Source organism: Pantoea sp. E956-1, assembly GCF_982223955.1.
Map to the genome: position 1 here is coordinate 148941 of NZ_CEUYZP010000001.1, position 22869 is coordinate 171809.

Below are 22869 nucleotides of genomic sequence, written 5' to 3' on the forward strand. Positions count from 1 at the left end.
CACTGATGGCGAATTTGCCTGAAAAAGAGAAACTGGTTCGCAACTTCAACCGTTGCGCCAACTGGGAAGAGAAGTACCTCTACATCATTGAGCTGGGTTCAAAGCTTCCGGAATCTTCTGAAACCTTACACCAGCCGGAGAACGTGATTTCAGGTTGCCAGAGTCAGGTGTGGATCAGAATGACCCCGCAGGCGGATGGCTCTATTGCGTTTGAAGGCGACAGCGATGCTGCTATCGTTAAAGGCCTGATTGCTATCGTATTTAGCCTCTATCAGAACCTGCCGCCCGCCGAAATTCTGGCGCTGGATGTGCGCCACTGGTTTGGCGAACTGGCACTCATGCAGCACCTGACGCCCACCCGGTCGCAGGGGCTGGAGGCGATGATTCGGTCTATTCGCCATACCGCTCAGAACCTCAGCTAAGTTACACTCCACAGACGCCAGCCGGCGTCTGTTTTTTTATCTGACGAGAAAATTGCATGAAACCTGCTTTACGTTTAGCCGGTGCACTGCTGCTGACCTGCTTTGGGCTCTCTGCACCCGCGTTCGCCACCGAATATCCGCTGCCACCACCTGACAGTCGCCTGATTGGCGAAAACGTCCTGACTCAGGTTCCTGACAATAAACAACCTCTGGAAGCGATTGCGGCGCGCTACCAGGTCGGACTGCTGAGCATGCTGGAGGCGAATCCCGGTACCGATCCCTGGCTCCCCAAAGCGGGCACGCAACTGACGGTTCCACTACAGATGATCCTGCCCGATACACCGCGCGAAGGGATTGTGGTGAATCTGGCCGAGCTGCGTCTCTACTACTATCCCAAAGGGGAGGATAAGGTCATTGTCTATCCCATCGGCATTGGCCAGCTGGGTGCGGCAACGCCAGTGATGGTGACGCAGATCAGCCAGAAGATCCCTAATCCTACCTGGACGCCCACGGCGAACATCCGCAAACGCTATGCCAAAGAGGGCATTACGCTGCCTGGTGTGGTCCCCGCCGGACCGGATAACCCGATGGGGCAGTTTGCCATGCGTCTGGCGCGTGGCACCGGCCAGTATCTGATCCATGGCACTAATGCGAAGTTTGGCATCGGCATGCGCGTCAGTTCAGGCTGTATCCGTCTGCGTTCAGAAGATATCGAAGCGCTGTTTAATTCCGCTCCGAAAGGGACACGGGTACAGATCATCAATCAGCCGGTGAAGTACGCTCTAGAGCCGGATGGGAAACGCTACGTAGAAGTGCATCAGCCGCTATCACGCAACGACAAAGACGATCCGCAGACCATGCCGATTGCACTCACTACCGGCGTGAAGCAGTTTATGAAAAGTGAGAAGAGTGATACTGCGCTGATTAAAGCCAGCTTAACACGACGCTCAGGCATGCCTGTGCTGGTCAGCAGTGGGGAGCCGGTGCAGAGTGATACCGTGCCGCCTGCAGGGCTGCAGAGTGCCTCTGTGGGGGCTGATAGCCCGGTGACACAGGCTGAGAGTAACGCGGTTCAGCCCTGACCGGATAAGTGCCCTGGAGGGCACTGAATTCGGAGCAAAAAAAATGGCGCCATAAAGGCGCCATTTTTAAACCAGAACTCTTACTTACGGTAAGAGTGAGCCTGGTTGTCCAGACGCTGGTTAGCGCGTGCTGCGTCATCTTTAGCAGCCTGAACGTCTGAACGCACTGCGTTCACGTCGTTGCTCAGCTGGTCAACTTTAGCGTTCAGAGTCTGAACGTCTGAAGACAGCTGGTCGATTTTAGCGTTGCTTGAGCAACCAGCCAGCATAGTTGAAGCCAGAACTACCGCGCCCAGTACCAGTTTAGTACGATTCATTATTTATACCCTCTAGATTGAGTTAATCTCCATGTAGCGTTACAAGTATTACACAAAGCTTTTTAAGTTGAGAATAAATTTTTGATGAGAAGATGCTTAAATTTGATCGTTCGCTCAAAGAAGCAGCGAATCACAGAATATGATAAAAAAATTTAGCGAAAACAGAGAGATTTAATCGGATTAACCTTAATATTAAGAGTATTTGAATAGTTATTTTCGATTGGAATTTTTTGACATTTGGTTTAAGTAGAAATAAAAAAAAGCGCCCGATAAAGGCGCTTCAAAATAATGGTCAGAGAGAGTTTTACAGAACGTGTACAGAGGCGGTGTTGGTAGTTCCGCTTGGTACTAACGCACCTGACACCAGCACTACGACATCGCCTTTCTGGCCGTAGCCACTTTCCAGCGCCGCTTCTTTGCCCAGACGATAGAAATCGTCGGTTGACGCGATCTCAGTCACCAGACGCGTCTCAATCCCTTTGCTCAGGATCAGCTGACGGGCAGTCGTCGGATTGGTGGTCAGCGCCAGGATGGTCGCATTCGGGAAGTATTTACGCACGGCTTTAGCAGATTTACCCCCTTCGGTAGCAACCACGATCAGTGGCGCTTCCAGCTTCTCAGCGGTCTCTACAGCACCACGGCAGACAGCTTCTGTGATACGCATTTTGCGGTTATCACTCTGGCTGTCGATGCGGGACTTCATCACGCGATCGGTACGCTCACAGATAGTCGCCATGATGGTGACCGACTCCAGCGGATAACGGCCTTTGGCGCTTTCACCTGACAGCATGACAGCATCGGTTCCGTCAAGAATGGCGTTCGCCACGTCACCAGCTTCTGCGCGGGTAGGGCGCGGGTTCTTGATCATCGAATCGAGCATCTGGGTGGCCGTGATGACCACTTTGCGTGCTTTATTACATTTTTTGATCATCATCTTCTGCGCGAAGATTACTTCTTCAACCGGGATTTCAACACCCAGGTCGCCACGTGCAACCATGATGCCGTCTGATGCTTCGAGGATTTCATCGAAGTTGTTCAGACCTTCCTGGTTTTCGATTTTGGAGATGATCTGGATATGCTCGCCGCCGTTCTGTTTCAGGTGCTCGCGAATTTCCAGCACATCTGAACGTTTACGGATGAAAGAGGCGGCGACAAAATCTACGCCCTGCTCACAACCAAAGATCAGATCGCGCTTATCTTTTTCGGCCAGTGCTGGCAGCTGGATAGAGACGCCTGGCAGGTTAACGCCTTTGTTTTCACCCAAATCGCCATTGTTCAGGACTTTACACACCACGGTATTTTCAGTGACTTCGGTCACTTCCATACCAATCAGGCCATCATCGACCAGCACCGTGTTGCCAATTTTCAGGTCAGCAGTGAAACCCGGGTAGGTCACCGCAACGCGCTCGCTGTTGCCAATCACGCTCTGGTCTGTAGTAAAGGTAAAGGTCTGACCCGCTTTCAGAGCCGCATCGTTGCCGCCTTCCAGTTTCATGGTGCGGATTTCAGGGCCTTTGGTATCCAGCAGGATAGCGGCCTGACGGCCGGTTTTTTGCATAACGGCACGCATGTTGGTGATGCGTTGGCCATGCTCAGCGTAGTCGCCATGGGAGAAGTTAAGACGCATAACATTCATGCCAGCTTCAAGCAGCTGAGTCAGCATCTCTTCGGATTCGGTTTTCGGGCCGATTGTACAAACGATTTTAGTCTTTTTCATGACGGATTTTCTGTAAGTTGTGATGGATGAATAAGGGCGGAATCCGATGGCAGCGCATCGAAGTGAAATTTCTGATTGAGACTGAAATGGGCAGTACTGAGTAAGAATAGGTGACGAAGGCCAGGCGTGCAGGGAAGTTGTGCGGTTACGGTTGGTAACCACCACGCTGTTGTTGCGCAAATCATTTGAGTTATCGCAGTAAGCACGTGATCGCTGAAACCTTTCAAGTAAGCAACGCGGGACAGTATAGACGCTAAGTATGCGAAAACCAATCAAAAAGCAGAAGGGGGAAGCGATGCAGATCAATAAAAGTGGAGTTGCGCAAGCTGAAGGAATTCTGAAAGTGGTGCGCTCTAATGGACTCGAACCATCGACCCCCACCATGTCAAGGTGGTGCTCTAACCAACTGAGCTAAGAGCGCATACTGAATATTGGTGCGTCCGAGTGGACTCGAACCACCGACCCCCACCATGTCAAGGTGGTGCTCTAACCAACTGAGCTACGGACGCACTTGGTGCGCTCTAATGGACTCGAACCATCGACCCCCACCATGTCAAGGTGGTGCTCTAACCAACTGAGCTAAGAGCGCAACATGCTGTCAGGGCGACAGCGGGGACGAATATTAACGGCAGCGTGTGAGGCTGGCAAGGGGAAAATAGTTTTTTCGCCATGACTGCACAGCAACTGTGCTAACCGTCGTTTTTTTCGTCATTGCGGGCCATGAATGACCCGCCTCGAACGTTATCGCGCTGCACGCGTCAGGATAATTTCCGCCGGTGATTGCTGTAACCGTCTGATGCGCCAGATCATCATCACCGCAGCCGAGGTCAGACCGATAATAAAGCCGCACCAGAAGCCCGCAGGCCCCATGCGCGGCACCAGCCAGTCGGTCAGCGCCAGAAGATAACCGGCGGGCAGGCCCAGCAGCCAGTAAGCGATAAAGGTAATAAAGAAAATTGACCGTGTATCTTTATAACCGCGCAGGATCCCGCTGCCAATCACCTGTATCGAGTCTGAGAACTGATAAATGGCCGCCAGCAGCATCAGCTGTGCCGCCAGCGTCACCACTTCAGGGTTGTCGTTATAGAGCAGGGCAATCTGATGACGAAACGTCACGGTAAAAATAGCGGTCAGCGCTGCCATGCTGATGCCCACCGCCTGGGCGGTCCAGGCTGCGACGCGTGCCTGCTCGGTGGAGCCCTGACCCAGACGATAACCGACGCGGATGGTGGTCGCGACACCCAGCGACAGCGGCAATACAAACATCAGTGAACTGAAATTCAGCGCAATCTGGTGACCGGCCACATTAACGATGCCCAGTGGCGAAACCAGCAGGGCGACCACGGCGAACAACGTGACCTCAAAGAAGAGTGCCAGCGCCACCGGCAATCCCAGCGTCATCAGGCGGCTCAGAATCGGACGGGAAGGGGGTGACCAGCGGCTCTCCATACGGATATCGCGCATGCTACCCATCCGACGCACCCAGAAGCGCATACAGATAAACATCACCCAGTAGACCGAGGCGGTCGCCACGCCGCAGCCGACACCGCCCAGGGCAGGCATGCCGAAGTGGCCATAGATAAAGACATAATTAAGCGGGATGTTGAACATCAGGCCTAAGAAGCCCAGCACCATACCGGGTTTGGTTTTCGACAGCCCCTCGCACTGATTGCGCAGCACCTGAAAGAAGAGGTAGCCAGGCGCGCCGAACAGCAGGGCATGCAGATAACCTTCTGCCTTCAGCGCCAGCACTGGGTCGATGTCATGCATCGCCCGGATAAGATAACCGGCATGCCACAACAGCACCATAATCAGCAGGGAGACGAAAAAGGCGAGCCAGTATCCCTGGCGGATCTGTTCACCGATGCGTTCGCGGCGGCCAGAACCATTAAGTTGCGCAACGGTGGGCGTCAATGCAAGCAGAAGACCATGACCAAACAGGATGGCCGGTAGCCAGACAGAGGTGCCGACAGCAACGGCGGCCATATCCGTGGCGCTGACTGCGCCGGCCATAATGGTATCCACAAATCCCATTGCGGTTTGAGCCACCTGAGCAAGGATGACCGGAATCGCAAGGGCCAGCAATTGACGCGCTTCTGTTAAATACTTCTGCACGTTAACACCTGACTTATTGAATGAATTAAAAGGGGCAGGAAGCCCGGGGAATTTCGCGAGCTAGTGTAACTGGCGTAACAGAATTCGCCAATCTTTGTCACACAATGCGGTTTGCTCCGCGATAAAGCGGCCGCGCGGGCTGAAATCTAACAGCCGACCTGAGCTGTGATAAACTAGCGTAAACTTCGCAGAGGCAAAGACTATGTTTACCGGTATTGTGCAGGGCACCGCAGAAATCGTGTCCATTGAAGAGAAAGAACTGTTTCGTACCCACACTGTCCGCCTGCCGGAAGAGCTCTTACCGGGTCTGGCGCTGGGCGCATCCGTAGCCCACAACGGTTGTTGTTTAACCGTCACGGCAATTGAAGGCGACCGCGTCAGTTTTGATTTAATTAAAGAGACATTGCGGGTGACTAACCTTGGCGATTTACGTCAGGGCGATGTGGTTAATATTGAGCGTGCAGCGAAATTCAGCGATGAAATAGGCGGCCATCTGATGTCTGGTCATATTATGACCACCGCTGAAATCTGCAAGATTATCCAGTCAGAACATAACCGCGAAGTCTGGTTTAAAGTTCAGGACGCGACGCAGATGAAATATATTCTGCATAAAGGATTTGTCGGCATCGACGGTATCAGCCTGACGGTCGGCGATGTGACGAAGACGAAGTTCTGCGTCTATCTGATCCCGGAAACGCTGGAGCGTACCACGCTGGGGGCGAAGACCTTTGGTGACCGGGTGAACATTGAGATCGATCCACACACGCAGGCAATCGTGGAAACCGTTGAGCGGGTGTTAGCACAGCGCGATGCCGCGGCGGCGATGAGCATGCTGACCGGCCAGTCAACGACAGAGAGTTAATCACAGGCGCGTAAGCACCGCAGACAGCCAAATCGGTTTTAATCTGTCAGCACCATAAAAGCTCCGGATGCAGGGAACGGGGTCAGAAGTGGAAAGCGTCCCACGCCATAGACAAAAACGGCGGGAGCGTTTTTGAACAACGCAAAGCGTTGGCCCGGATACGAGCGCACCTCAGGGATGAGGTGCGTAATCGCGTAGGACGAGCGTGTCAGGGATGACGGGTTTTGCGCCTTTCCAGTCTGACCCTGTTACTTGCGCAACGCGCCCTCTTAAAGCAAAACAGGCCCGTCTTTTAAAGTCTTTGGCCGGGGTAGCGCCTTGTTAATTGCCCGCTTTTAACCCCTACCGCGCCACCCGTAATCCCCCCTCAATGCCGCGACTGAACACGATCTGCCACAGCTGAATATCACGCGCCCGGAAGGCACCGGCACAGGCATTCAGATAATAGGAGAACATCCGCTTAAAGCGTTCGCCATATTTATCGGCCAGCTCTGGCCAGGCCTGCAAAAAGCGTTCATGCCAGGCCATCAGTGTTTTGTCGTAGTCTGCGCCGAAGTTGTGCCAGTCTTCCAGAATAAAATGGGGTTCGTTGGCATCGGCCACATGGCGCACCGAAGGCAGGCAGCCGTTGGGGAAGATATATTTATCGATCCAGGGATCGACACTCATATCGGTTTTAATCGCGCCGATGGTGTGAAGCAGGAAAATACCGTCAGGCTTTAAATTACGATCGACCACGTCAAAATAGGTCGCGTAATTTTTCGGTCCGACATGTTCAAACATACCCACCGACACAATACGATCAAACTGCTCATTCAGATCGCGATAATCCTGCAGCAGAATCGTGACGTCTAATCCGCTACAGCGCTGCTGCGCCAGTTTCTGTTGTTCGGCGGAAATCGTCACGCCATGCACTTTAACGCCATAATGACGTGCGGCAAATTCCGCGAGTCCGCCCCAGCCACAGCCGATATCCAGCAGTGACATTCCGGGTTCCAGCGCTAATTTACGACAGATCATATCCAGCTTGGCTTCCTGCGCTGTCGCCAGTGTCGTCGCCTCTTTCCAGTAGCCACAGGAGTATTGCATATAGGGATCGAGCATCAGTGAAAAGAGGTCGTTGCCCAGGTCGTAATGCTCTTTACCGACAATCCAGGCCCGTTTTTTTGACTGCAGATTGGTTAAGCGTGCGGCGGCAATACGCAGCGTATCTTTAAAGTGATGGGGCAGTTGCTGATCGAGTTTATGTTTAAGTACCTGATGGAAGAAAATATCCAGCCGGTCACACTCCCACCATCCATCCATATAGCTCTCACCGAGCCCAAGAGAGCCCTCCTGCAGAACACGTTTAAAAAAACCGGGATGATTAATATGAATATCCCAGGGACGTGAACCATTAATTTCGATATCCGCTTTTTCCAGCAGTTCATGAACGATGCGATACCAATGGTTTTCTTCGAGGCTCACTTCTTCTGCATAAGATGAACTCATAGATTTTCCACCACCTGTCCAATCTGAACCTGAACAAAGAGTAGCCAATTTATTCAGGCATTGAGAAACGATGCGGATGGCTCCGCAAACCGGTTATCTTTGTGATACAGAGGACTGGAACAGCCTGCAGCAGGTCGGGTAAGGTGAGAATAACGCGCGCGAATACCGTCCCGGCAGCAGGGTGCCAATCAGATTATTACGTTATTATATTGTTGATTTATGACAGATTTGTTGACCCGGATGAGTATATGCTCACGCGGGTCAATATTCAATAACTTATTGTTAGGGCGCTAACTAAAAAGTCAGTGTGTCACTGATTATCCTGGCAGGCAGGTTGCGCAGAGGCAACAACAGTTTGTGCGCTTGCGGCACGCTGCATGGCGTAACCCACCAGCGCCAGCACAATTGTCACCGTCATCATCAGTGTGGTGGTAAATAGCGCCTGAGTTAAGCCGGCCGACACCGCCAGGCTGGCAGCGAAACAGAGTCCTAACTGCAGTGTATTCTGCAACGCGGCGGCTTTACCGGTAGCGGTCGGGAAGGGCATCAGCGCACTGGACACTACAATCGGATAGATCGCGCCGTTAGCCAGCGCCATACCGCAGAACGGTAACATCAGACTCACCAGCGTACTGTTGCCAGCAAGCGCAACAGCAAACAACGCCAGGATACTCAGGCTGTAGACGCCCAGCAGCCAGGGCAGCAACTGCGCGCCGCTAAAGCGATTGAGCAGGGTGCGACAGCCAAAGCCGCCAATTAAAAAGGCGAGCGTCTGGGGTACATAACTCAGACCGATATCGGCGGGCGACAGACCCAGATCCGCCAGAATAAAGGGCGATCCGGTCAGCCAGGCAAAGAAGCTGGCGGAGCAGGCGGAGTAGATCAGCACGTTGCCGCTGTAGACCCGGGATTTAAGCAGCGTGAAAAAGCCCGGCTGCGCACCTTTTTCTCCCGCAACCTTGCGCACGCTGGGCAGACGCAGCGTGGTCAGAATTAAGGCTACCGCAATCAGGGTCAGCACCAGGAAAATCGAACGCCAGTGGAAATGGCCAATCAGCCAGGCACCCAGCAGCGGGGCCAGCGCCGGAGAGAGCGCAACCAGCGGCATAATGGTGGCAAAGACTTTGTTAGCGCGCGCTGCCGGGTAGCGATCCACTACCAGCGCCTGCCAGCTTACGGCAGCGGCACAGACACCAATCGCCTGGACAAAACGCAACGCCAGCATCAGGTAGATATCATTCACCCACAGCATACCCGCGCAGCCGGCGCCAAACATGGCCAGTCCCGCCAGCAGCACCGGTTTACGACCGATGCGATCGGAGAGGGGGCCCCAGAAGAGCTGACCCACGGCGAAGCCGCCCAGGAAGAGACTCATACTGGCGCTGATCAGACCGGGTGAAGTGTTAAAGGTTTGCTGCATCGCACCAAAGGCGGGCAGGTACATATCAGTGGCTAAAAAGCCCAGCATGCTCAGCAGGGCAAGGTAGGGCATAAACCCTTTATTCGACAGCATCTGATTCTCATTTTTGCAGGATAAACGCGGCAGAGTGTAAAAGGTGCGTTTGCTACTGTGAAACGGTAATATTTGCCGATTGCTGTTAAAATTTTTGAAGGCAGATTATGTGGTCAGAATATGCATTAGAAGTGGTTGACGCCGTTGCCCGTGGGGGCAGTTTCAGCGCTGCCGCACAGGAGTTACATCGGGTGCCCTCTGCCATCAGCTATACGGTGCGTCAGCTGGAAAACTGGCTGGCGGTACCGCTGTTTGAACGTCAGCATCGCGAAGTGGTTCTGACCCCGGCGGGTGAACATTTTGTCCGGGAAGGGCGCAGCGTCATCAAAAAAATGCTTGCCACCCGGCGACAGTGTCAGCAGCTGGCTAACGGCTGGCGCGGCCAGCTAAGCATTGCCGTTGACCGTATAGCCAAACCTCAGCGCACCCGGCAACTGGTCAAAGATTTCTATCGCCACTTTCCCGATATGGAGCTGATCATCAGCTATGAAGTCTTTAACGGTGTCTGGGATGCGCTGGCCGATGGCCGGGTCGAAGTGGCGATTGGTGCCACTCAGGCGATACCGGTGGGTGGACGTTTTGCTTTTCGGGATATGGGCACGCTTAACTGGCGCTGCGTTGTCGCTCCCCATCATCCACTGACGCAGGCGAGCCAGATAGATGACGATACGCTGCGTAGCTGGCCGTCGCTGGTGCTGGAAGATACGTCACGCGCGCTGCCGCGTCGTATGACATGGACGCTGGATAACCAGCGCAGGCTGGTGGTGCCGGAATGGCAAACCGGGCTCGAGTGCGTGCAGGCGGGATTGTGTGTGGCGATGGTGCCGGGTCATCTGGCCAGGCCACTGCTCGACAGTGGCGAGCTGGTTGAACTGACGCTGCCGGTGGCGTTTCCGGACAGCCCGTGCTGCGTCAGCTGGGCAGAGGATCGCGCATCACCGGCGACAGGCTGGTTGCTCAGCTATCTGGGTGATGCGCAAACACTTAATCAGGAGTGGTTAAGCGAGCATTAACGGCGATAGTCGCGGAACGGGCCATCTGCCACGGAACGGCGCTCAATCAGCGTGGGATGGACCTCAATCGTTTGTGACACTTCGCGTTTACTGGTAATGCGGTCCAGCAGCATTTCCAGTGCTTTCTCACCCAGCTGGGCTTTAGGCTGATGCACGGTGGTCAGTGCCGGTGCGAAATAGCGGGCGTTGCGCACATTGTCATAGCCGATCACCGAAATATCCTGCGGGACGCGCAAACCCATTTCATCGGCAGCGCAAATCGCGCCCATCGCCATGATGTCTCCTCCACAGAATACTGCCGTCGGACGCTGCTTCTGCGACAGGATCTGCTGCATCGCCTGATAGCCCGACTCCGGCTCAAAGTCACCCTGCACAATCCACTCGGCGCGCGGCTGAATACCCGCTTCTTCCATCGCTTTCAGGAAACCGGCATGACGTCCGCCACCGGTGTTACGCTCCATCTGTCCGGGGATTGCACCAATATCCCGGTGTCCGCGTTCAATCAGATAGCGTCCTGCCAGATAGCCGCCCTGGAAAGCATTATCCAGTACCGTATCGGTGAAGTCAGCGCGCGACTCGCCCCAGTCCATCACCACCATCGGAATATTGCGGTTCTCTTCCAGCATCTGCAGCAGGTCGTCCGGGTATTCAGAGCACATCACCAGCAGCCCATCGACGCGTTTCTGCGCCATCATGCTGAGATAGGCGCGCTGTTTTTGCAGATCGTTATGCGCATTACCCAGAATCAGCGTATAGCCTTTATCGAAACAATGATTTTCGACCGCTTCGATAATTTCAGCGAAATAGGGCGCTTCGCTGGAGGTGGCAAGCAGGCCCAGCGTCTTGGTGTGGTTCACTTTCAGGCTGCGCGCTACGGCGCTTGGCGAGTAGTGCAGTTCCTTAATCGCCTGCCAGACCGCGTTGCGCGTCTCTTCAGCCACAAAGCGGGTTTTATTGATGACGTGCGAAACGGTGGTTGTCGAGACGCCAGCGCGTTTTGCCACATCTTTAATTGTTGCCATGAAAATCGGACTCCAGTGCTTATCTAACTCTATGATAAGCGTAGTGTTAAACGTTTGCGTCTGCTCAGGGTTTTTTCCGTAAAAAAGCAGCTTTCCTGGCCAGTAAACAGGCCGCTGGCGGAATAAAAACGCCTGAAAACGTGCGCAAACGGAATCAGGGTTGCGCGCGTTGCGCAACAAAGGCGGGATTCTAACAAGGCTGAACGGATAAAACGAGATTTTTACCGGGCCCTGTGGGAAAATGCGATATCCCCACTAATTGTGTGTCTAAGGAGCAAGCAATGAGTACCGATCTTAAACTGGCATTAATGACCACCACGGGCTGTCTGCTGATGATTGTGGCTTTTAGTTTTACCGCCATTTTGCACTAATAAAAAAAGCCGGGCATATCCCGGCTCTCTTTTTGTTTGTTCTGCTGCTCAGCGTATGGTTTTCGGCGTCATCACCCGACGGGCACCAATATAGTGGCGCTGCCAGTAATCTTCCCCTAACGCACTGATCTGAATATCTTTGCCGGTACGTGGTGACTGAATAAACTTGCCATTACCGAGGTAAACGCCGACGTGGTCCGCCGTACCGCGTCCATTGATACGGAAGAAGACCAGATCGCCTTTCTCCAGTGAATCACGCTTGATCGGCGCGGCGTCACGCAGGTGATACATCTCGTTAGCGGTACGTGGGATCTTAAACTTCACCAGATCTTTATAGGCGTACCAGACCAGGCCGCTGCAATCGAAACCGGTATGGGGGGAAGTACCGCCCCACTGATAGGGTTTACCCAACTGACCCATCAGCTTGGTCATCGCGGTTTCACGTGCCTTCTGGTAGCGCTGACGGTGAGATTTGCTCATCTTGATCGTGCCGGTCTCGCTGGTGGCAACCTCAGCGGTTTTCAGTCGGCGCTGATGACCATAACGTTTTTTCTCTTTATTCTTACTGAGACGGGCAGTTTTTAACGAGGTTTTCTTAGCAGGCGTCTGTGTAGCGGTGAGTTCGGTTTTTTTCAGTTTTTTAGTTTTTAGTTTTTGAACCGGGCTGAGGCGAGTCTTTTTCGTCACCGTTTTCATCGGGCGACGCTTGCGACGCTCATCGTCGCGCGCACTCTTTTTCTCTGCTTTATGCGTACTGACGTTCACCGGCGCGTGTGGCGACGCAGCGGCGATGTTGAAAAACAGTTGCGCAAAGGCCAGCATGAAAAACGTAATGATTAAACGCATAGTCCGTTGATGAGTTAAGTTGTCAGGGCCACTACGCACCGCGACAAAGTTGAGATTAATCTGATCCAGGATCAGCGCCCAGGCCATTCTAGTCCAGTTCGTTTAAAAACTGTAATGCCTTTTAATATTAATCTTTGCAACCCATGAGATCGCGCTGAAAATGAACATTTTCAGCATGTTATATCATCGAAATTATTACGAATTATTAATCTGTTACTGGCTGTTAATAATCAGGAATTCAGGTATCCCGGAGCAGGACTTAACAATGATGGCGATTTAATCCGGCAGCGAACAAAATCTCGTTTTCAGTCACGCTGCGAAGTCGCTACAATAAACAAACACGAAGTGACGAATTAAGGAAGGCAATAATGAGTACTGTAGAAAAAATTCAGCGCCAGATCGCAGAAAATCCCATCCTGCTGTACATGAAAGGTTCCCCGAAACTGCCAAGCTGCGGTTTCTCTGCACAGGCGGTACAGGCGCTGTCAGCCTGTGGTGAGCGTTTTGCTTACGTGGATATTCTGCTGAACCCGGACATTCGTGCCGAGATGCCGAAATTCGCCAACTGGCCAACTTTCCCGCAGCTCTGGGTCGATGGCGAGCTGGTCGGCGGATGCGACATCATCGTTGAGATGTTACAGCGTGGTGAGTTGCAGACGCTGATCAAAGAGACCGCAGAAAAATTTAAAGAAGCAGAATAAAAAAAGGCCGACATCATGTCGGCCTTTTTTAATGCGGGATCCCTTACGCGGATGTCGTGGCTTCTGCATCGCCTTCCGCGAAGGGCAGCGGCCAGCCACCTAACCGTTTCCAGCGGTTCACCAGCTCACAGAACAGGGTCGCCGTCTGCTGAGTGTCATAGAGCGCCGAATGCGCCTGTGAGCTATCAAACTCCATTCCCGCCGCGATACAGGCTTTTGCCAGGACTGTCTGCCCAAGCACCAGCCCGCTCAGGGCCGCGGTGTCAAAGGTGGCAAACGGGTGAAACGGATTGCGCTTCAGGCTGGCACGCTCCGCCGCCGCTGACATAAAGTTCAGATCGAAAGTAGCATTGTGCGCCACCATAATGGCGCGATTGCAGCCGCTGTCTTTAATGCCCTTACGTACCATTTTGAAAATGGCGTGCAGCGCCTCATATTCACTGACCGCACCGCGCAGCGGATTACTCGGATCGATACCGGTAAAGGCCAGCGCTTCCGGATGCAGCAGCGATCCGACAAAAGGTTCGACGTTGAAATGCAGCGTCTGGTCAATCTGAATCCATCCCTCTTCATCCATTTTCAGCGTGATAGCGGCAATCTCCAGTAACGCATCGGTTTGCGCATTGAAACCCGCGGTTTCAACGTCGATCACCACCGGATAAAAGCCACGGAAACGTTGATTGAGTGCATTAGGGGAATTCGATTCAGACATCAGGATCTCGTTGCAGAAAAAGGGCAGCGCGTATTATGGCAAAAAATGGGGACGGGTGCAGCAGATGAAGCGCAGAGAAGGGGATTCAGCCCACCCGACGGGCGGGCTGACAGGCAGGTTTAGTTGCCCAGGCCGTTACCGGCATCTTTGTTTTCGATCAGCTCGATTTTGTAACCATCGGGATCTTCAACAAAGGCAATAATAGTGGAGCCGCCTTTAACCGGGCCAGCTTCACGCGTCACGTTGCCGCCATCTTTGCGGATACGTTCGCAGGCCGCTGCTGCGTCATCAACGCCCAGCGCAATATGTCCATAGGCATCACCGAGGTCATACTTATCGACGCCCCAGTTGTAGGTCAGTTCGATCACCGCACCTTCGCTCTCGTCGGTATAGCCCACAAATGCCAGGGTATATTTGTACTCGGTGTTTTCGCTCTGACGCAGCACGCGCATGCCCAGCACACGGGTGTAGAAATCAATAGAACGTTGCAGATCGCCAACGCGCAGCATGGTATGAAGTAAACGCATAACATCCTCTTTTAAATAAAACGCCATCGCCCGATGACTCAGGCGCTAAGTATAGCGACGAAAATCGCTATTGAATAATGGCTGCCGTCATCATCCCGGACGGCAGCCCAAACCAGTTACAGCGTCGGGTAGTCGATATAACCTTCAGCGCCGCCGCCGTAGAAGCTTTCCGGACGCTGTGGATTGAGCGGGGCATCCTGCTGCAGACGCTCAACCAGATCCGGGTTAGCAATGTAATCGCGACCAAAGGCAACTGCATCGATCAGACCGCGACCAATCAGGTCATCCGCTTTCTCAACGGTATAGGCACCGGCACCAATGATGGCACCCGGGAAGAGATCACGCACTTTCTGACGGAAGGCGTCGGTGTAAGGCTGACCGCCGGCCCAGTCTGGCTCGGAGAGGTGCAGATAGGCGATGTTGCGTTTTGCCAGCTCGCCGATGTACCACAGCGCCGCTTCCTCTTCATCCGGGCCGTTGTCCAGATTCTGGAAGCTGCCGATAGGGGAGACGCGAATACCAATGCGATCGGCTGACCAGTTAGCGATCACCGCATCAACCACTTCCAGCGCAAAGCGACCGCGTTTTTCGATGCTGCCGCCATATTCATCAGTACGCTGGTTTGAGCCAGGTGCCAGGAACTGGTGCATCAGGTAACCGTGCGCCGAGTGCAGCTCAAGCAGGTCAAAATCCGCTTCACGCGCGTTGGCCGCAGCCTGGCCAAAATCTGCCACGATCTGCTTAATCTCTGGCACTGTCAGCTCACGCGGCGTTGAGGTATCTTCGCGATAGACGCTGCCATCTTCAGCACGCAGTGAGGTACGGGTGCCCGCGGCAATCGCCGAGGGGGCAACCGGTGCTTTGCCTTCCGGCTGCACGCTGTTATGTGAGATACGACCGGTGTGCCATAACTGTACTGCGATGTGACCGCCAGCCTGATGCACGCCTTCGTTAATCGCTTTCCACGCTGCAATCTGTGGCTGAGTATGTAAGCCTGGCGCACCGGCATAGCCTTTCGCCTGGAAAGAGATCTGGGTCGCTTCGGTGATGATCAAACCGGCGCTGGCGCGCTGGCGATAATATTCAGCCATCATCGGGGTAGGGATGTCGCCTGGCTCAATGCTGCGCAGACGGGTCAGCGGTGCCATAAATACGCGGTTTGGGACGGTAATTGCACCGACTTTTAGCGGACGAAACAGCTGGGTACTCGCCATAATAGCTCCTGATTAGTAGACCAGTCGTCTACAAACATGTTTTTTAAAAATCAATGGCGTTCAAGCCACTGTTCGATGGTACTCAGCGCCAGACGCAATGGCTGCGCCTCGCGGGAAATTTTGCTCTGCAGGCTGGCACCCAGCCACAGCAGTGACAGCAGTTCCGCCATCTGCGCGGGGGGCTGCGGCAGGCTCAGCGACTCCTGCTGCTCTGCGGCAATCAGGGTCCGGGCGTAGAGTGCCGTGATCTTTCCGGCACCCTGCTGCAGGGCATCACGCATCGGCTCTGAGAGATCGCACACCTCCGCAGAGACTTTGACACCCAGACAGCCTACGATATGGCCCTGCTGAACAAACAGCTCAACGGCAGCACGAAAATGGTTAAGCAGGCGCTCACGTGGCGTGCCATCGGTCTGGTTAAGCTGCAACGCCACATCCTGCAGGTAACGCGCAAAATAGCGTTCCAGTAACGCCACGCCAAACGCCTCTTTAGAACGGAAGTAGTAGTAGAAGGAGCCTTTCGGCACCGCCGCCTGCGTCAGCAGTTCGCTGAGGCCCATTCCGGTGAAGCCGCGTTGCAGACAGAGTTGCTCACCTGTCTGGAGCAGGTGTTCGCGGGTTTCGTTGCGTTGTAGCGTCTTATTCATGGCAGTGAGATTAGTAGACCAGTCGGTCTAATGCAACGCACCCTTGTGCATTTGGCACAGAGTGTTCACGTCTGATTCAAAGAACAGGATAATTCTGGCCGGGTGGGGCTTACTTCCTGCGCAACCAGGCTACGCTTTTTACTGGACTGTTTATTCTGTGAATCCGGAGGCGTGGTGGCCGAGCAGCTTGAGTTTTTCCCGGTTCCCAGCCCCTGTCGCGGCATCTGCCAGACTGATGCGCGCGGCTACTGTCTGGGATGTTTACGCAGCCGCGATGAGCGGTTCAACTGGCTGCGCTTCAGCGATGCGCAAAAGCGTGACGTCATTCGTCTTTGTCAGCAGCGGCGTCAGCGTCTGCAACGGCAACAGAAAGGCGAGGAGCCGCACGCGCCACAACAGCCGGAGTTATTCTGACGACTTTGCGCTTTCCGTTATACTCTCTGACACGCTAATTTCAGCCAACGCGCAACAGGGAGAACGTCATGTTAGAACCGCAAGCCATCGCTTCACAGGGGCCCGATTTTTCACCGCTGGTCATGGGGTACTGGCGTCTGATGGAGTGGGGGATGTCACCACAGGAGCGGGTCGCCTTTATTGAGCACCATGTGAGGCTCGGCATCACCACCGTTGACCATGCGGACATCTACGGTGACTACCAGTGTGAGGCGGCGTTTGGCGAGGCACTGAAACTGGCACCTGGCTTGCGCGACCAGCTACAGATTGTGACCAAGTGCGGCATCGCCACCCGCGCCATGCCTGAGCATCAGATAGGCCACTATATTACCGACAAACGTCATATCCTGCAGAGTGCTGAAAACTCACTGCGCCATATCCATACCGATCGGCTCGACCTGCTGCTGATCCATCGTCCCGATCCGCTGATGGAGGCTGACGAGGTCGCCGAAGCCTTTATGACGCTGCATCACAGCGGCAAGGTTCTGCATTTTGGCGTCTCCAACTTCACACCATCACAGTTTTCCCTGCTGCAATCCCGTTTGCCGTTCTCGCTGGTGACAAATCAGCTGGAGATCTCACCAGTGCAGCAAAGTGTGCTGCTGGATGGATCGCTGGATCAGTGTCAGCAACTGCGTATTCGTCCGATGGCCTGGTCCTGCCTGGGTGGCGGTCGCCTGTTTAACGATCCCCATTTCCAGCCGCTGCGTAACGAACTGGAAGCGGTGCGGCAGGAAACCGGTGCCACCAGCCTGGATCAGGTGGTCTATGCCTGGATACTGATGCTGCCATCGCGCCCGCTGCCGATCATTGGCTCAGGTAAAACGGCGCGGGTCAGCGAAGCCGCCGGGGCACTGAACTTAACGCTGTCGCGTCAGCAGTGGTTCCGCATTCGCAAGGCGGCGCTGGGATTTGATGTGCCCTGAAGCGTAAAACTGCGTCAATCCTCAGCAAATTAGCGCAACAGCGACCAGACTTATCTCAAACCCTGGTATGTAAATGGAGTCACCATGAAAATGAAAGCAGTTGCCCTATTCGCACTGATCGCCTGCGGCTCAGCACAGGCTGCCAGCGAGCAGGTTACGATCCATCAGGTTACCGCTGAAGGGATTGGAAAATCGCTGGGCACCGTTAAGATTGACGAGACACAGTATGGTCTGCAGTTCACGCCGGATCTGCAGGGGCTTCAGCCGGGCATTCATGGTTTCCATGTCCATGCCAAAGGCAGTTGTGAGCCGGGTGAGTCTGAGGGCAAAGTGGTTGCCGCCGGTGCGGCGGGAGGCCACCTTGATCCGGCCAACAGCGGCAAACATCTGGGGCCTTATGCTGAGGGGCACCTGGGCGACCTGCCCGCGGTCTATGTCGATGACAAAGGCAACGCCACTTATCCGGTTCTGGCACCGCGACTGAAATCGTTAAACGAGATCAAAGGCAAAGCGCTGATGGTGCACGTCGGCGGTGACAATCATGCCGACCATCCTAAACCGCTGGGCGGTGGCGGGGCACGCTACGCCTGCGGTGTCATCTGAGTTTCCGGGCGGCAGGCGATGGCCGCCCGCTTTTCTCCTGCCTGTTTATGAATTGTTGTACCATCCCTGACATTTCCCCCCTATGATATTGATTCAGGTAAGAAAGCGTGATGGGGAAAGGAGCAGGAAAATGAAATTCAAGGGCGCATTGCTGCTGTGTCTGCTGCTGGTGGGATGCGATAAACCCAATGATACGCAACTGGTGACCGAAACCGGACGTGAACTGCAGCGCACCATCGATACCAGTCCGATGCGGAGCACCTGTGAAAAGATCGCCAAAGGTCGTGAATGGCTGAGCCGCAACATGGTGCATAAGCTGGAAGCGCAGGGTTGTGACCAGGTCTTTCGCAGTGCCACCGAAACCAATTTCACTGAGACCACCATCTATCGTCGCACCATGACCATGGTGTGCGGTGGCATTCACGGTCAAAGTTTTACGGGCACCGAACTGACGCGCCGGTTTATTTTCTCACCCGATGAGAAAGTGCTGGTGATTGAACCGATGACCGAAATGGATAAAACCCGCTTCGAAGGCCACAAAACGCTGCAACAGCTGCAGGACGATTTCAACCGGCAACATCAGCAATATTGCCAGTGATCACTCAGGTACCGCCTGCTTCAGCTGTGCCAGCGAACAGCGTAACCGCCAGATAATCCCCGCCAGTTCGCTGGCCTCGTTGCTTTCCCTTGCCAGTAGCGCGGTGATGGTGGCCTCCAGTTCCGTCAGCATCCGATCCAGCGAGCTGTGGCGTACGCCGCGACTGCTGATAATCTGCTGTAAATCCTGCAGACAGTGATCGCGAAACCCCATCAGCGCCGCCGAACTGGCGCGCCATTCACGTAGCTGCCAGACGATATGCGAGCAGTTAAGCAACACCACGCCCCAGCGCAGTAGCCAGACGCGTGCCTGCTCATCCCGGCTATGGCTGAGCTGGCTGATGCGGTGGTAAATCTGGGATTCAAAGCGGCTCTCGCTGAGTCGGGGCCGTTGTCGTAACTGATCAAGAAACGCCAGCCGCAGCGACCGGATATGGCGTCGGCTGCGCCGCGCATCGGAGCTGGGCCGCAGAATCTGGAACGCCAGCCAGGCGAGCAGCACCCCGCAGACTTTGGCGATATTATCGTTAAAGAAGTCCTGATAATCCCAGGTGGGCGGGTTAGTCACTGCGATAAACGAGCCCATGAAGACGATGAACTGTCCCCACATCCCGGCGCGCTGTTTCTGCTGCAGCTTGAAGAGTTGCAGTGTCACCAGCAGTGGAAACAGAAACAGTAAAAACTGCCACAACTGACTGATCTGCACCATCAGCCCAAACTTCATCGCAAAACTAAACGCAAACAGCCATAGCAGCGTTTTCAGCAGCAGCGTGACGCTGCCGCCGGGTGAGGGGGATGAAGCGTAGAGCACACAGGCAATGGCAGTTAAGGTGAGCGCGGCGGCGCCTGAAGCCCATTGCGTGTTGATCCAGAACGCGCAGCCCAGCACGATAACGCAGAAGGTGCGCAGGGCGCTCCAGCCTGCCTCGGCACTGTCACTGTCGCGCGCCAGCGCTGGAACCGGCGGAGGCAGAAAACGGGTATCGGCATCGGCGCGTTCCAGCAGGCGGATCCAGCGCAACACGTTAAGGTACATCCAGCAGAAGAAGCGCAGCCGCTGACAAAAAGCGCGCTGTCGGTAGTCGCCATCGGCTGCCGGTGTCACGCTGCGCAGGATTTGCGCCAGACGATATTTATCACATGCGGGTTTTGCCAGCTCGGCCAGCAGTTGTTGCAGTGCCTCAAACAGCGCCTCTGGCGCGTCGGGCCAGTTCAGCAGCATACGTCGTAGGCTGGAGAGCACGCTGGTGAGTCGCAACTGCTGGTGCAGCACATAGTTCAGCACGTTGTTCTGTCGGCGAAAGCGGTAGTGGCTCCAGAACGCCTGAATCCGCAGCAAATTCATGGTCAGGATCTGGCTGATGACATTTTCATGCGCGGTACGAATCGTATCGCTTGCCGAGGGCTGCAGCAGTAGTACCGCATGTTCCAGCAACCGGGCATGCATCTGTTTGAGTGAGGTAATCAGCGTCTCACCATCGGAGGTACTCGGCAGCACCATCATCATCAATCCGGCGCAGAGAATGCCGGAGATGACCTCGCAGACGCGTGCCTGGGCGATGGTCCATAGCGAGGTGATTTCGGTGATGTTAACACTGCTAAAGGCGATGATGGCGGCAGTGTAGCCCGCCAGCGAAAAGGCGTAGGCGACGTTATTCTGGTAGTGGTTCGCTATGCCGGTACAGAGCGCCAGCCAGCCGGCAATGGCAAAGGTAAACAGCCACGGCTCATTAAGCGTATGTCCGGCGATCAGCAGCGCAGCGCTGGCCCCCATCAGACTGCCAACGATGCGCCCCAGACTTTTACTGATCGCGCCACCGACAGTGGGAAAGCTAATCACGGCGGCAGAGGTCATTGCCCAGTACGGCTCATCAAGATCCAGTGCGTAGGCGATGCTCAGCGCCAGGCACATCGCAATAGCGTTACGCAACGCATAGCGCCACTGGCCGGCGTTAGCCTTAATCCAGGGCAACTGATCCCAGGCCAGCCACTGAAAATTCATGGCTGGATGGTGATAGTGCAGCTGGTTCCCGCTACCAGGTCTGCATCGGCAGGAAGCGGCTCAAGACGAATACGCACCGGCACACGCTGCGCCAGCCGCACCCAGGGCACGTTTGGCTTGATATCAGGCACCAGGCCGCTGTCGGTCTCAATGCTCTGGTCATAAATGGCGCGGCCAATGCTATCCACCTGACCCTGCAGCCGCATGCCATTGCTGTAGAGCACCACCTGGGCCGCTGCGCCTGGGTGAATATGGCGCAGTTTGGTCTCTTCGAAGTAGCCCATTACGTAGTAAGAGTGGCTGTCGACCAGGGCAAACAGAGGCGAACCCGCGGTGGCATAGTTGCCGGGACGCAGCGTCAGATTGGTGATCCAGCCATCAGCCGGTGCGGTCAGCGTCGTTTGCTGCAGATTCCAGCGCGCCCGTTCCCATTCCGCCTGTGCTGCTTTGGTGCTGGCGGCCGCCGCGCCGGCGCTTAAACGTGCCGCATCAAGGTCCTCTGCGGAGATGACATTACGCGGCAGGCTGCTCCGCCGGTTAAATTCATGCTGCGCTTTCGCGAGATCCGCCTGCGCTTTACTGAGCTGGGCGGCAGCATTGTCGAGCGCAATCTGCCACGGCACCGGGTCCAGCGTTAACAGCAGCTGGCCCTGATGCACAAACTGATTGTCTTTGACCCTGAGCTGCGTAATCCGCCCCGATACCTGAGGCGTGATATCCACCAGCTCTGCCCGCACTTTCCCGTCTCGGGTCCAGGGTGACTGCATGTAATAGTTCCAGAGCCAGCCACCAGCCAGCAGCGCCAGGGCAAACACAATCAGCGTGGAGAAGTATTTTACCGCGTTAAATTTCATATCGATTATCCGTGACCGATGAGCCAGAGTGCGGCGGTAACGCACAGCACAAACAGGGAGAGATCAAACAGAGTGGGATGCCAGACATCGCCGGAGTAGATCCAGCCACGCACCAGAGGGTGGATCAGCAGCCAGAAAAAGAAGCCAAGGATCACCGCTTTGAATATCGGCGGGAAAAACAGTGAGGCACCCACCACCAGATCGGTCAGCGGTTTCGCACCTGAAAAAGCGGAAGTGAGCACGTGATAACATCCTTCGTTAACCCAAACGGCAGACTGAAAGCGCTGCCACGTTATCGCGGTCTGGTCCGGGATTTGTAATTTGTCCTGTAAACTCGCAGAATAGTGTAAAATCTGGCTTGATAGCTAGCAAGCTAATTATAAGGAGATGAAATGGATACGCCCCTCGGAACGGATTTATCTCGCCTGGTGCGCATCTGGCGCGCGTTGATTGATCAGCGGCTGAAGCCGCTTGAGCTGACTCAGACTCACTGGGTGACGTTGCACAATATTCATCAACTGCCGCCCGAACAGTCGCAGATTCAGTTAGCTAAGGCGATTGGTATAGAACAGCCTTCGCTGGTGCGCACGCTGGATCAGCTGGAAGAGAAAGGATTAATTACCCGTTCGACCTGCGCCAACGATCGTCGTGCCAAGCGCATCAAGCTGACGCAGGAGGCCGAGCCGATTATCGAACAGGTTGAGAGTGTGATTGATGAGACACGGGACGACATTTTGTCCGGCATCAGTCGGGAAGAGATCAGTCAGATGGTGACGCTGATCGCCCGGCTTGAGAAAAACATTCTCGAACTTCAGCATAAAGAGAAATAAAAAAACCGACGCCCCGGCGTCGGTTTTTTGTT

General features: G+C 54.7%; 25 protein-coding genes and 3 tRNA genes. 11 read left to right on the forward strand and 17 right to left on the reverse strand.

Going from position 1 to position 22869, the window contains the following annotated elements:
- Positions 1–5 precede the first annotated feature (5 nt).
- Together sufE and AC0T7J_RS00725 are read left to right on the forward strand one after the other, a co-directional pair.
- Positions 6–422, forward strand: a complete 417-nt coding sequence (gene sufE, locus AC0T7J_RS00720) for a cysteine desulfuration protein SufE (protein WP_473791453.1) — start codon at positions 6–8, stop codon at positions 420–422.
- A 56-nt stretch (positions 423–478) separates the two neighbouring features.
- Complete coding sequence (locus AC0T7J_RS00725; protein WP_473791454.1) at positions 479–1504, forward strand: L,D-transpeptidase family protein; 1026 nt, start codon at positions 479–481, stop codon at positions 1502–1504.
- Positions 1505–1584: 80 nt separating this feature from the next.
- Here AC0T7J_RS00725 and AC0T7J_RS00730 read toward each other — a convergent pair whose 3' ends face one another.
- The 6 genes from AC0T7J_RS00730 to AC0T7J_RS00755 all read right to left on the reverse strand — a co-directional run bounded on the left by AC0T7J_RS00730 (position 1585) and on the right by AC0T7J_RS00755 (position 5653).
- Positions 1585–1821: a major outer membrane lipoprotein gene (locus AC0T7J_RS00730; protein ID WP_003853216.1), complete on the reverse strand. Its 237-nt coding sequence runs from the start codon at positions 1819–1821 to the stop codon at positions 1585–1587.
- A 304-nt stretch (positions 1822–2125) separates the two neighbouring features.
- Positions 2126–3538: a pyruvate kinase PykF gene (pykF, locus tag AC0T7J_RS00735; RefSeq protein ID WP_090961529.1), complete on the reverse strand. Its 1413-nt coding sequence runs from the start codon at positions 3536–3538 to the stop codon at positions 2126–2128.
- 344 nt (positions 3539–3882) lie between these two features.
- A tRNA-Val gene (locus tag AC0T7J_RS00740) sits at positions 3883–3959 on the reverse strand.
- 11 nt (positions 3960–3970) lie between these two features.
- Positions 3971–4047: transfer RNA gene (locus AC0T7J_RS00745), tRNA-Val, on the reverse strand.
- Positions 4048–4050: 3 nt separating this feature from the next.
- Positions 4051–4127 (reverse strand) — tRNA-Val (locus AC0T7J_RS00750).
- 152 nt (positions 4128–4279) lie between these two features.
- On the reverse strand, positions 4280–5653 hold the full coding sequence (locus AC0T7J_RS00755) for an MATE family efflux transporter (protein ID WP_086905760.1): 1374 nt from the start codon (positions 5651–5653) through the stop codon (positions 4280–4282).
- 202 nt (positions 5654–5855) lie between these two features.
- Here AC0T7J_RS00755 and AC0T7J_RS00760 point away from each other — a divergent pair, with 202 nt between their 5' ends.
- Positions 5856–6515, forward strand: a complete 660-nt coding sequence (locus AC0T7J_RS00760; protein ID WP_473791456.1) for a riboflavin synthase subunit alpha — start codon at positions 5856–5858, stop codon at positions 6513–6515.
- Positions 6516–6857: 342 nt separating this feature from the next.
- On the opposite strand, the gene cfa is transcribed toward AC0T7J_RS00760, so the two are convergent.
- Positions 6858–8006 carry a cyclopropane fatty acyl phospholipid synthase gene (gene cfa / locus AC0T7J_RS00765; RefSeq protein ID WP_473791458.1) on the reverse strand — a complete coding sequence of 383 codons (1149 nt, stop codon included), beginning with the start codon at positions 8004–8006 and terminating at the stop codon, positions 6858–6860.
- A 310-nt stretch (positions 8007–8316) separates the two neighbouring features.
- Positions 8317–9519 carry a purine nucleoside transporter PunC gene (gene punC / locus AC0T7J_RS00770; RefSeq protein ID WP_473791460.1) on the reverse strand — a complete coding sequence of 401 codons (1203 nt, stop codon included), beginning with the start codon at positions 9517–9519 and terminating at the stop codon, positions 8317–8319.
- Between the two features lie 107 nt (positions 9520–9626).
- Between punC and punR the strand changes: the two genes are divergently transcribed.
- On the forward strand, positions 9627–10532 hold the full coding sequence (gene punR, locus AC0T7J_RS00775) for a DNA-binding transcriptional activator PunR (RefSeq protein WP_473791462.1): 906 nt from the start codon (positions 9627–9629) through the stop codon (positions 10530–10532).
- On the opposite strand, the gene purR is transcribed toward punR, so the two are convergent.
- Positions 10529–11554 carry an HTH-type transcriptional repressor PurR gene (gene purR, locus AC0T7J_RS00780; RefSeq protein ID WP_010245595.1) on the reverse strand — a complete coding sequence of 342 codons (1026 nt, stop codon included), beginning with the start codon at positions 11552–11554 and terminating at the stop codon, positions 10529–10531. The genes punR and purR overlap by 4 nt on opposite strands.
- Before the next feature lie 281 nt (positions 11555–11835).
- Between purR and cydH the strand changes: the two genes are divergently transcribed.
- Positions 11836–11925: a cytochrome bd-I oxidase subunit CydH gene (cydH, locus tag AC0T7J_RS00785; protein WP_208442746.1), complete on the forward strand. Its 90-nt coding sequence runs from the start codon at positions 11836–11838 to the stop codon at positions 11923–11925.
- A 48-nt stretch (positions 11926–11973) separates the two neighbouring features.
- Here cydH and AC0T7J_RS00790 read toward each other — a convergent pair whose 3' ends face one another.
- A complete protein-coding gene (locus AC0T7J_RS00790) occupies positions 11974–12771 on the reverse strand; it encodes a C40 family peptidase (RefSeq protein WP_473793150.1) in 798 nt (265 codons plus the stop codon).
- A gap of 365 nt (positions 12772–13136) precedes the next feature.
- On the opposite strand from AC0T7J_RS00790, the gene AC0T7J_RS00795 reads away from it, so the two are divergent.
- Positions 13137–13472 carry a Grx4 family monothiol glutaredoxin gene (locus AC0T7J_RS00795; RefSeq protein WP_473793151.1) on the forward strand — a complete coding sequence of 112 codons (336 nt, stop codon included), beginning with the start codon at positions 13137–13139 and terminating at the stop codon, positions 13470–13472.
- Positions 13473–13515: 43 nt separating this feature from the next.
- Here the strand turns inward: AC0T7J_RS00795 and rnt are convergent, their stop codons facing one another.
- The 4 genes from rnt to AC0T7J_RS00815 all read right to left on the reverse strand — a co-directional run bounded on the left by rnt (position 13516) and on the right by AC0T7J_RS00815 (position 16572).
- Positions 13516–14184 (reverse strand): ribonuclease T, encoded by a 669-nt coding sequence (gene rnt / locus AC0T7J_RS00800; RefSeq protein WP_473791464.1) that lies wholly within the window; start codon positions 14182–14184, stop codon positions 13516–13518.
- A gap of 119 nt (positions 14185–14303) precedes the next feature.
- Entirely contained in the window at positions 14304–14711 is a 408-nt protein-coding gene (gene gloA / locus AC0T7J_RS00805) for a lactoylglutathione lyase (RefSeq protein WP_010245580.1), read from the reverse strand.
- A gap of 116 nt (positions 14712–14827) precedes the next feature.
- Positions 14828–15925 (reverse strand): alkene reductase, encoded by a 1098-nt coding sequence (gene nemA, locus AC0T7J_RS00810; RefSeq protein WP_167422989.1) that lies wholly within the window; start codon positions 15923–15925, stop codon positions 14828–14830.
- A gap of 50 nt (positions 15926–15975) precedes the next feature.
- Positions 15976–16572 (reverse strand): TetR/AcrR family transcriptional regulator, encoded by a 597-nt coding sequence (locus AC0T7J_RS00815; protein WP_086905765.1) that lies wholly within the window; start codon positions 16570–16572, stop codon positions 15976–15978.
- Between the two features lie 174 nt (positions 16573–16746).
- On the opposite strand from AC0T7J_RS00815, the gene AC0T7J_RS00820 reads away from it, so the two are divergent.
- From AC0T7J_RS00820 to AC0T7J_RS00835, 4 genes are all read left to right on the forward strand, one after another.
- On the forward strand, positions 16747–16986 hold the full coding sequence (locus tag AC0T7J_RS00820; RefSeq protein WP_473791466.1) for a DUF1289 domain-containing protein: 240 nt from the start codon (positions 16747–16749) through the stop codon (positions 16984–16986).
- A 68-nt stretch (positions 16987–17054) separates the two neighbouring features.
- Positions 17055–17951: an aldo/keto reductase gene (locus AC0T7J_RS00825; protein WP_473791468.1), complete on the forward strand. Its 897-nt coding sequence runs from the start codon at positions 17055–17057 to the stop codon at positions 17949–17951.
- An 84-nt stretch (positions 17952–18035) separates the two neighbouring features.
- Complete coding sequence (sodC, locus tag AC0T7J_RS00830; protein WP_473791470.1) at positions 18036–18554, forward strand: superoxide dismutase [Cu-Zn] SodC; 519 nt, start codon at positions 18036–18038, stop codon at positions 18552–18554.
- Positions 18555–18684: 130 nt separating this feature from the next.
- Positions 18685–19152 carry a hypothetical protein gene (locus AC0T7J_RS00835; protein ID WP_473791472.1) on the forward strand — a complete coding sequence of 156 codons (468 nt, stop codon included), beginning with the start codon at positions 18685–18687 and terminating at the stop codon, positions 19150–19152.
- Here AC0T7J_RS00835 and AC0T7J_RS00840 read toward each other — a convergent pair whose 3' ends face one another.
- Genes AC0T7J_RS00840 through AC0T7J_RS00850 form a run of 3 tightly spaced genes read right to left on the reverse strand, consistent with a single transcriptional unit; the run spans position 19153 to position 22249 of the window.
- Complete coding sequence (locus tag AC0T7J_RS00840; protein WP_473791474.1) at positions 19153–21153, reverse strand: FUSC family protein; 2001 nt, start codon at positions 21151–21153, stop codon at positions 19153–19155.
- A complete protein-coding gene (locus AC0T7J_RS00845; RefSeq protein WP_473791475.1) occupies positions 21150–22007 on the reverse strand; it encodes an efflux RND transporter periplasmic adaptor subunit in 858 nt (285 codons plus the stop codon). Before AC0T7J_RS00845 ends, AC0T7J_RS00840 begins: the two co-directional genes overlap by 4 nt.
- A 5-nt stretch (positions 22008–22012) precedes the next feature.
- Positions 22013–22249 (reverse strand): DUF1656 domain-containing protein, encoded by a 237-nt coding sequence (locus tag AC0T7J_RS00850; protein ID WP_473791477.1) that lies wholly within the window; start codon positions 22247–22249, stop codon positions 22013–22015.
- Positions 22250–22399: 150 nt separating this feature from the next.
- Here AC0T7J_RS00850 and slyA point away from each other — a divergent pair, with 150 nt between their 5' ends.
- The gene (gene slyA / locus AC0T7J_RS00855; protein WP_473791479.1) at positions 22400–22837 is read left to right on the forward strand and encodes a transcriptional regulator SlyA; all 438 of its coding nucleotides are present in this window, start codon (positions 22400–22402) and stop codon (positions 22835–22837) included.
- The last annotated feature ends 32 nt before the right edge of the window (positions 22838–22869 follow it).

Excerpts from the sequence above, each read along its gene's own strand:
- sufE (WP_473791453.1), top strand. The coding sequence starts at position 6 with ATGGCGAATTTGCCTGAAAAAGAGAAACTGGTTCGCAACTTCAACCGT.
- AC0T7J_RS00725 (WP_473791454.1), top strand. The coding sequence starts at position 479 with ATGAAACCTGCTTTACGTTTAGCCGGTGCACTGCTGCTGACCTGCTTT.
- AC0T7J_RS00730 (WP_003853216.1), bottom strand. The coding sequence starts at position 1,821 with ATGAATCGTACTAAACTGGTACTGGGCGCGGTAGTTCTGGCTTCAACT.
- pykF (WP_090961529.1), bottom strand. The coding sequence starts at position 3,538 with ATGAAAAAGACTAAAATCGTTTGTACAATCGGCCCGAAAACCGAATCC.
- AC0T7J_RS00760 (WP_473791456.1), top strand. The coding sequence starts at position 5,856 with ATGTTTACCGGTATTGTGCAGGGCACCGCAGAAATCGTGTCCATTGAA.
- cfa (WP_473791458.1), bottom strand. The coding sequence starts at position 8,006 with ATGAGTTCATCTTATGCAGAAGAAGTGAGCCTCGAAGAAAACCATTGG.
- punC (WP_473791460.1), bottom strand. The coding sequence starts at position 9,519 with ATGCTGTCGAATAAAGGGTTTATGCCCTACCTTGCCCTGCTGAGCATG.
- punR (WP_473791462.1), top strand. The coding sequence starts at position 9,627 with ATGTGGTCAGAATATGCATTAGAAGTGGTTGACGCCGTTGCCCGTGGG.
- purR (WP_010245595.1), bottom strand. The coding sequence starts at position 11,554 with ATGGCAACAATTAAAGATGTGGCAAAACGCGCTGGCGTCTCGACAACC.
- cydH (WP_208442746.1), top strand. The coding sequence starts at position 11,836 with ATGAGTACCGATCTTAAACTGGCATTAATGACCACCACGGGCTGTCTG.
- AC0T7J_RS00790 (WP_473793150.1), bottom strand. The coding sequence starts at position 12,771 with ATGCGTTTAATCATTACGTTTTTCATGCTGGCCTTTGCGCAACTGTTT.
- rnt (WP_473791464.1), bottom strand. The coding sequence starts at position 14,184 with ATGTCTGAATCGAATTCCCCTAATGCACTCAATCAACGTTTCCGTGGC.
- gloA (WP_010245580.1), bottom strand. The coding sequence starts at position 14,711 with ATGCGTTTACTTCATACCATGCTGCGCGTTGGCGATCTGCAACGTTCT.
- nemA (WP_167422989.1), bottom strand. The coding sequence starts at position 15,925 with ATGGCGAGTACCCAGCTGTTTCGTCCGCTAAAAGTCGGTGCAATTACC.
- AC0T7J_RS00815 (WP_086905765.1), bottom strand. The coding sequence starts at position 16,572 with ATGAATAAGACGCTACAACGCAACGAAACCCGCGAACACCTGCTCCAG.
- AC0T7J_RS00825 (WP_473791468.1), top strand. The coding sequence starts at position 17,055 with ATGTTAGAACCGCAAGCCATCGCTTCACAGGGGCCCGATTTTTCACCG.
- sodC (WP_473791470.1), top strand. The coding sequence starts at position 18,036 with ATGAAAATGAAAGCAGTTGCCCTATTCGCACTGATCGCCTGCGGCTCA.
- AC0T7J_RS00835 (WP_473791472.1), top strand. The coding sequence starts at position 18,685 with ATGAAATTCAAGGGCGCATTGCTGCTGTGTCTGCTGCTGGTGGGATGC.
- AC0T7J_RS00840 (WP_473791474.1), bottom strand. The coding sequence starts at position 21,153 with ATGAATTTTCAGTGGCTGGCCTGGGATCAGTTGCCCTGGATTAAGGCT.
- AC0T7J_RS00845 (WP_473791475.1), bottom strand. The coding sequence starts at position 22,007 with ATGAAATTTAACGCGGTAAAATACTTCTCCACGCTGATTGTGTTTGCC.
- slyA (WP_473791479.1), top strand. The coding sequence starts at position 22,400 with ATGGATACGCCCCTCGGAACGGATTTATCTCGCCTGGTGCGCATCTGG.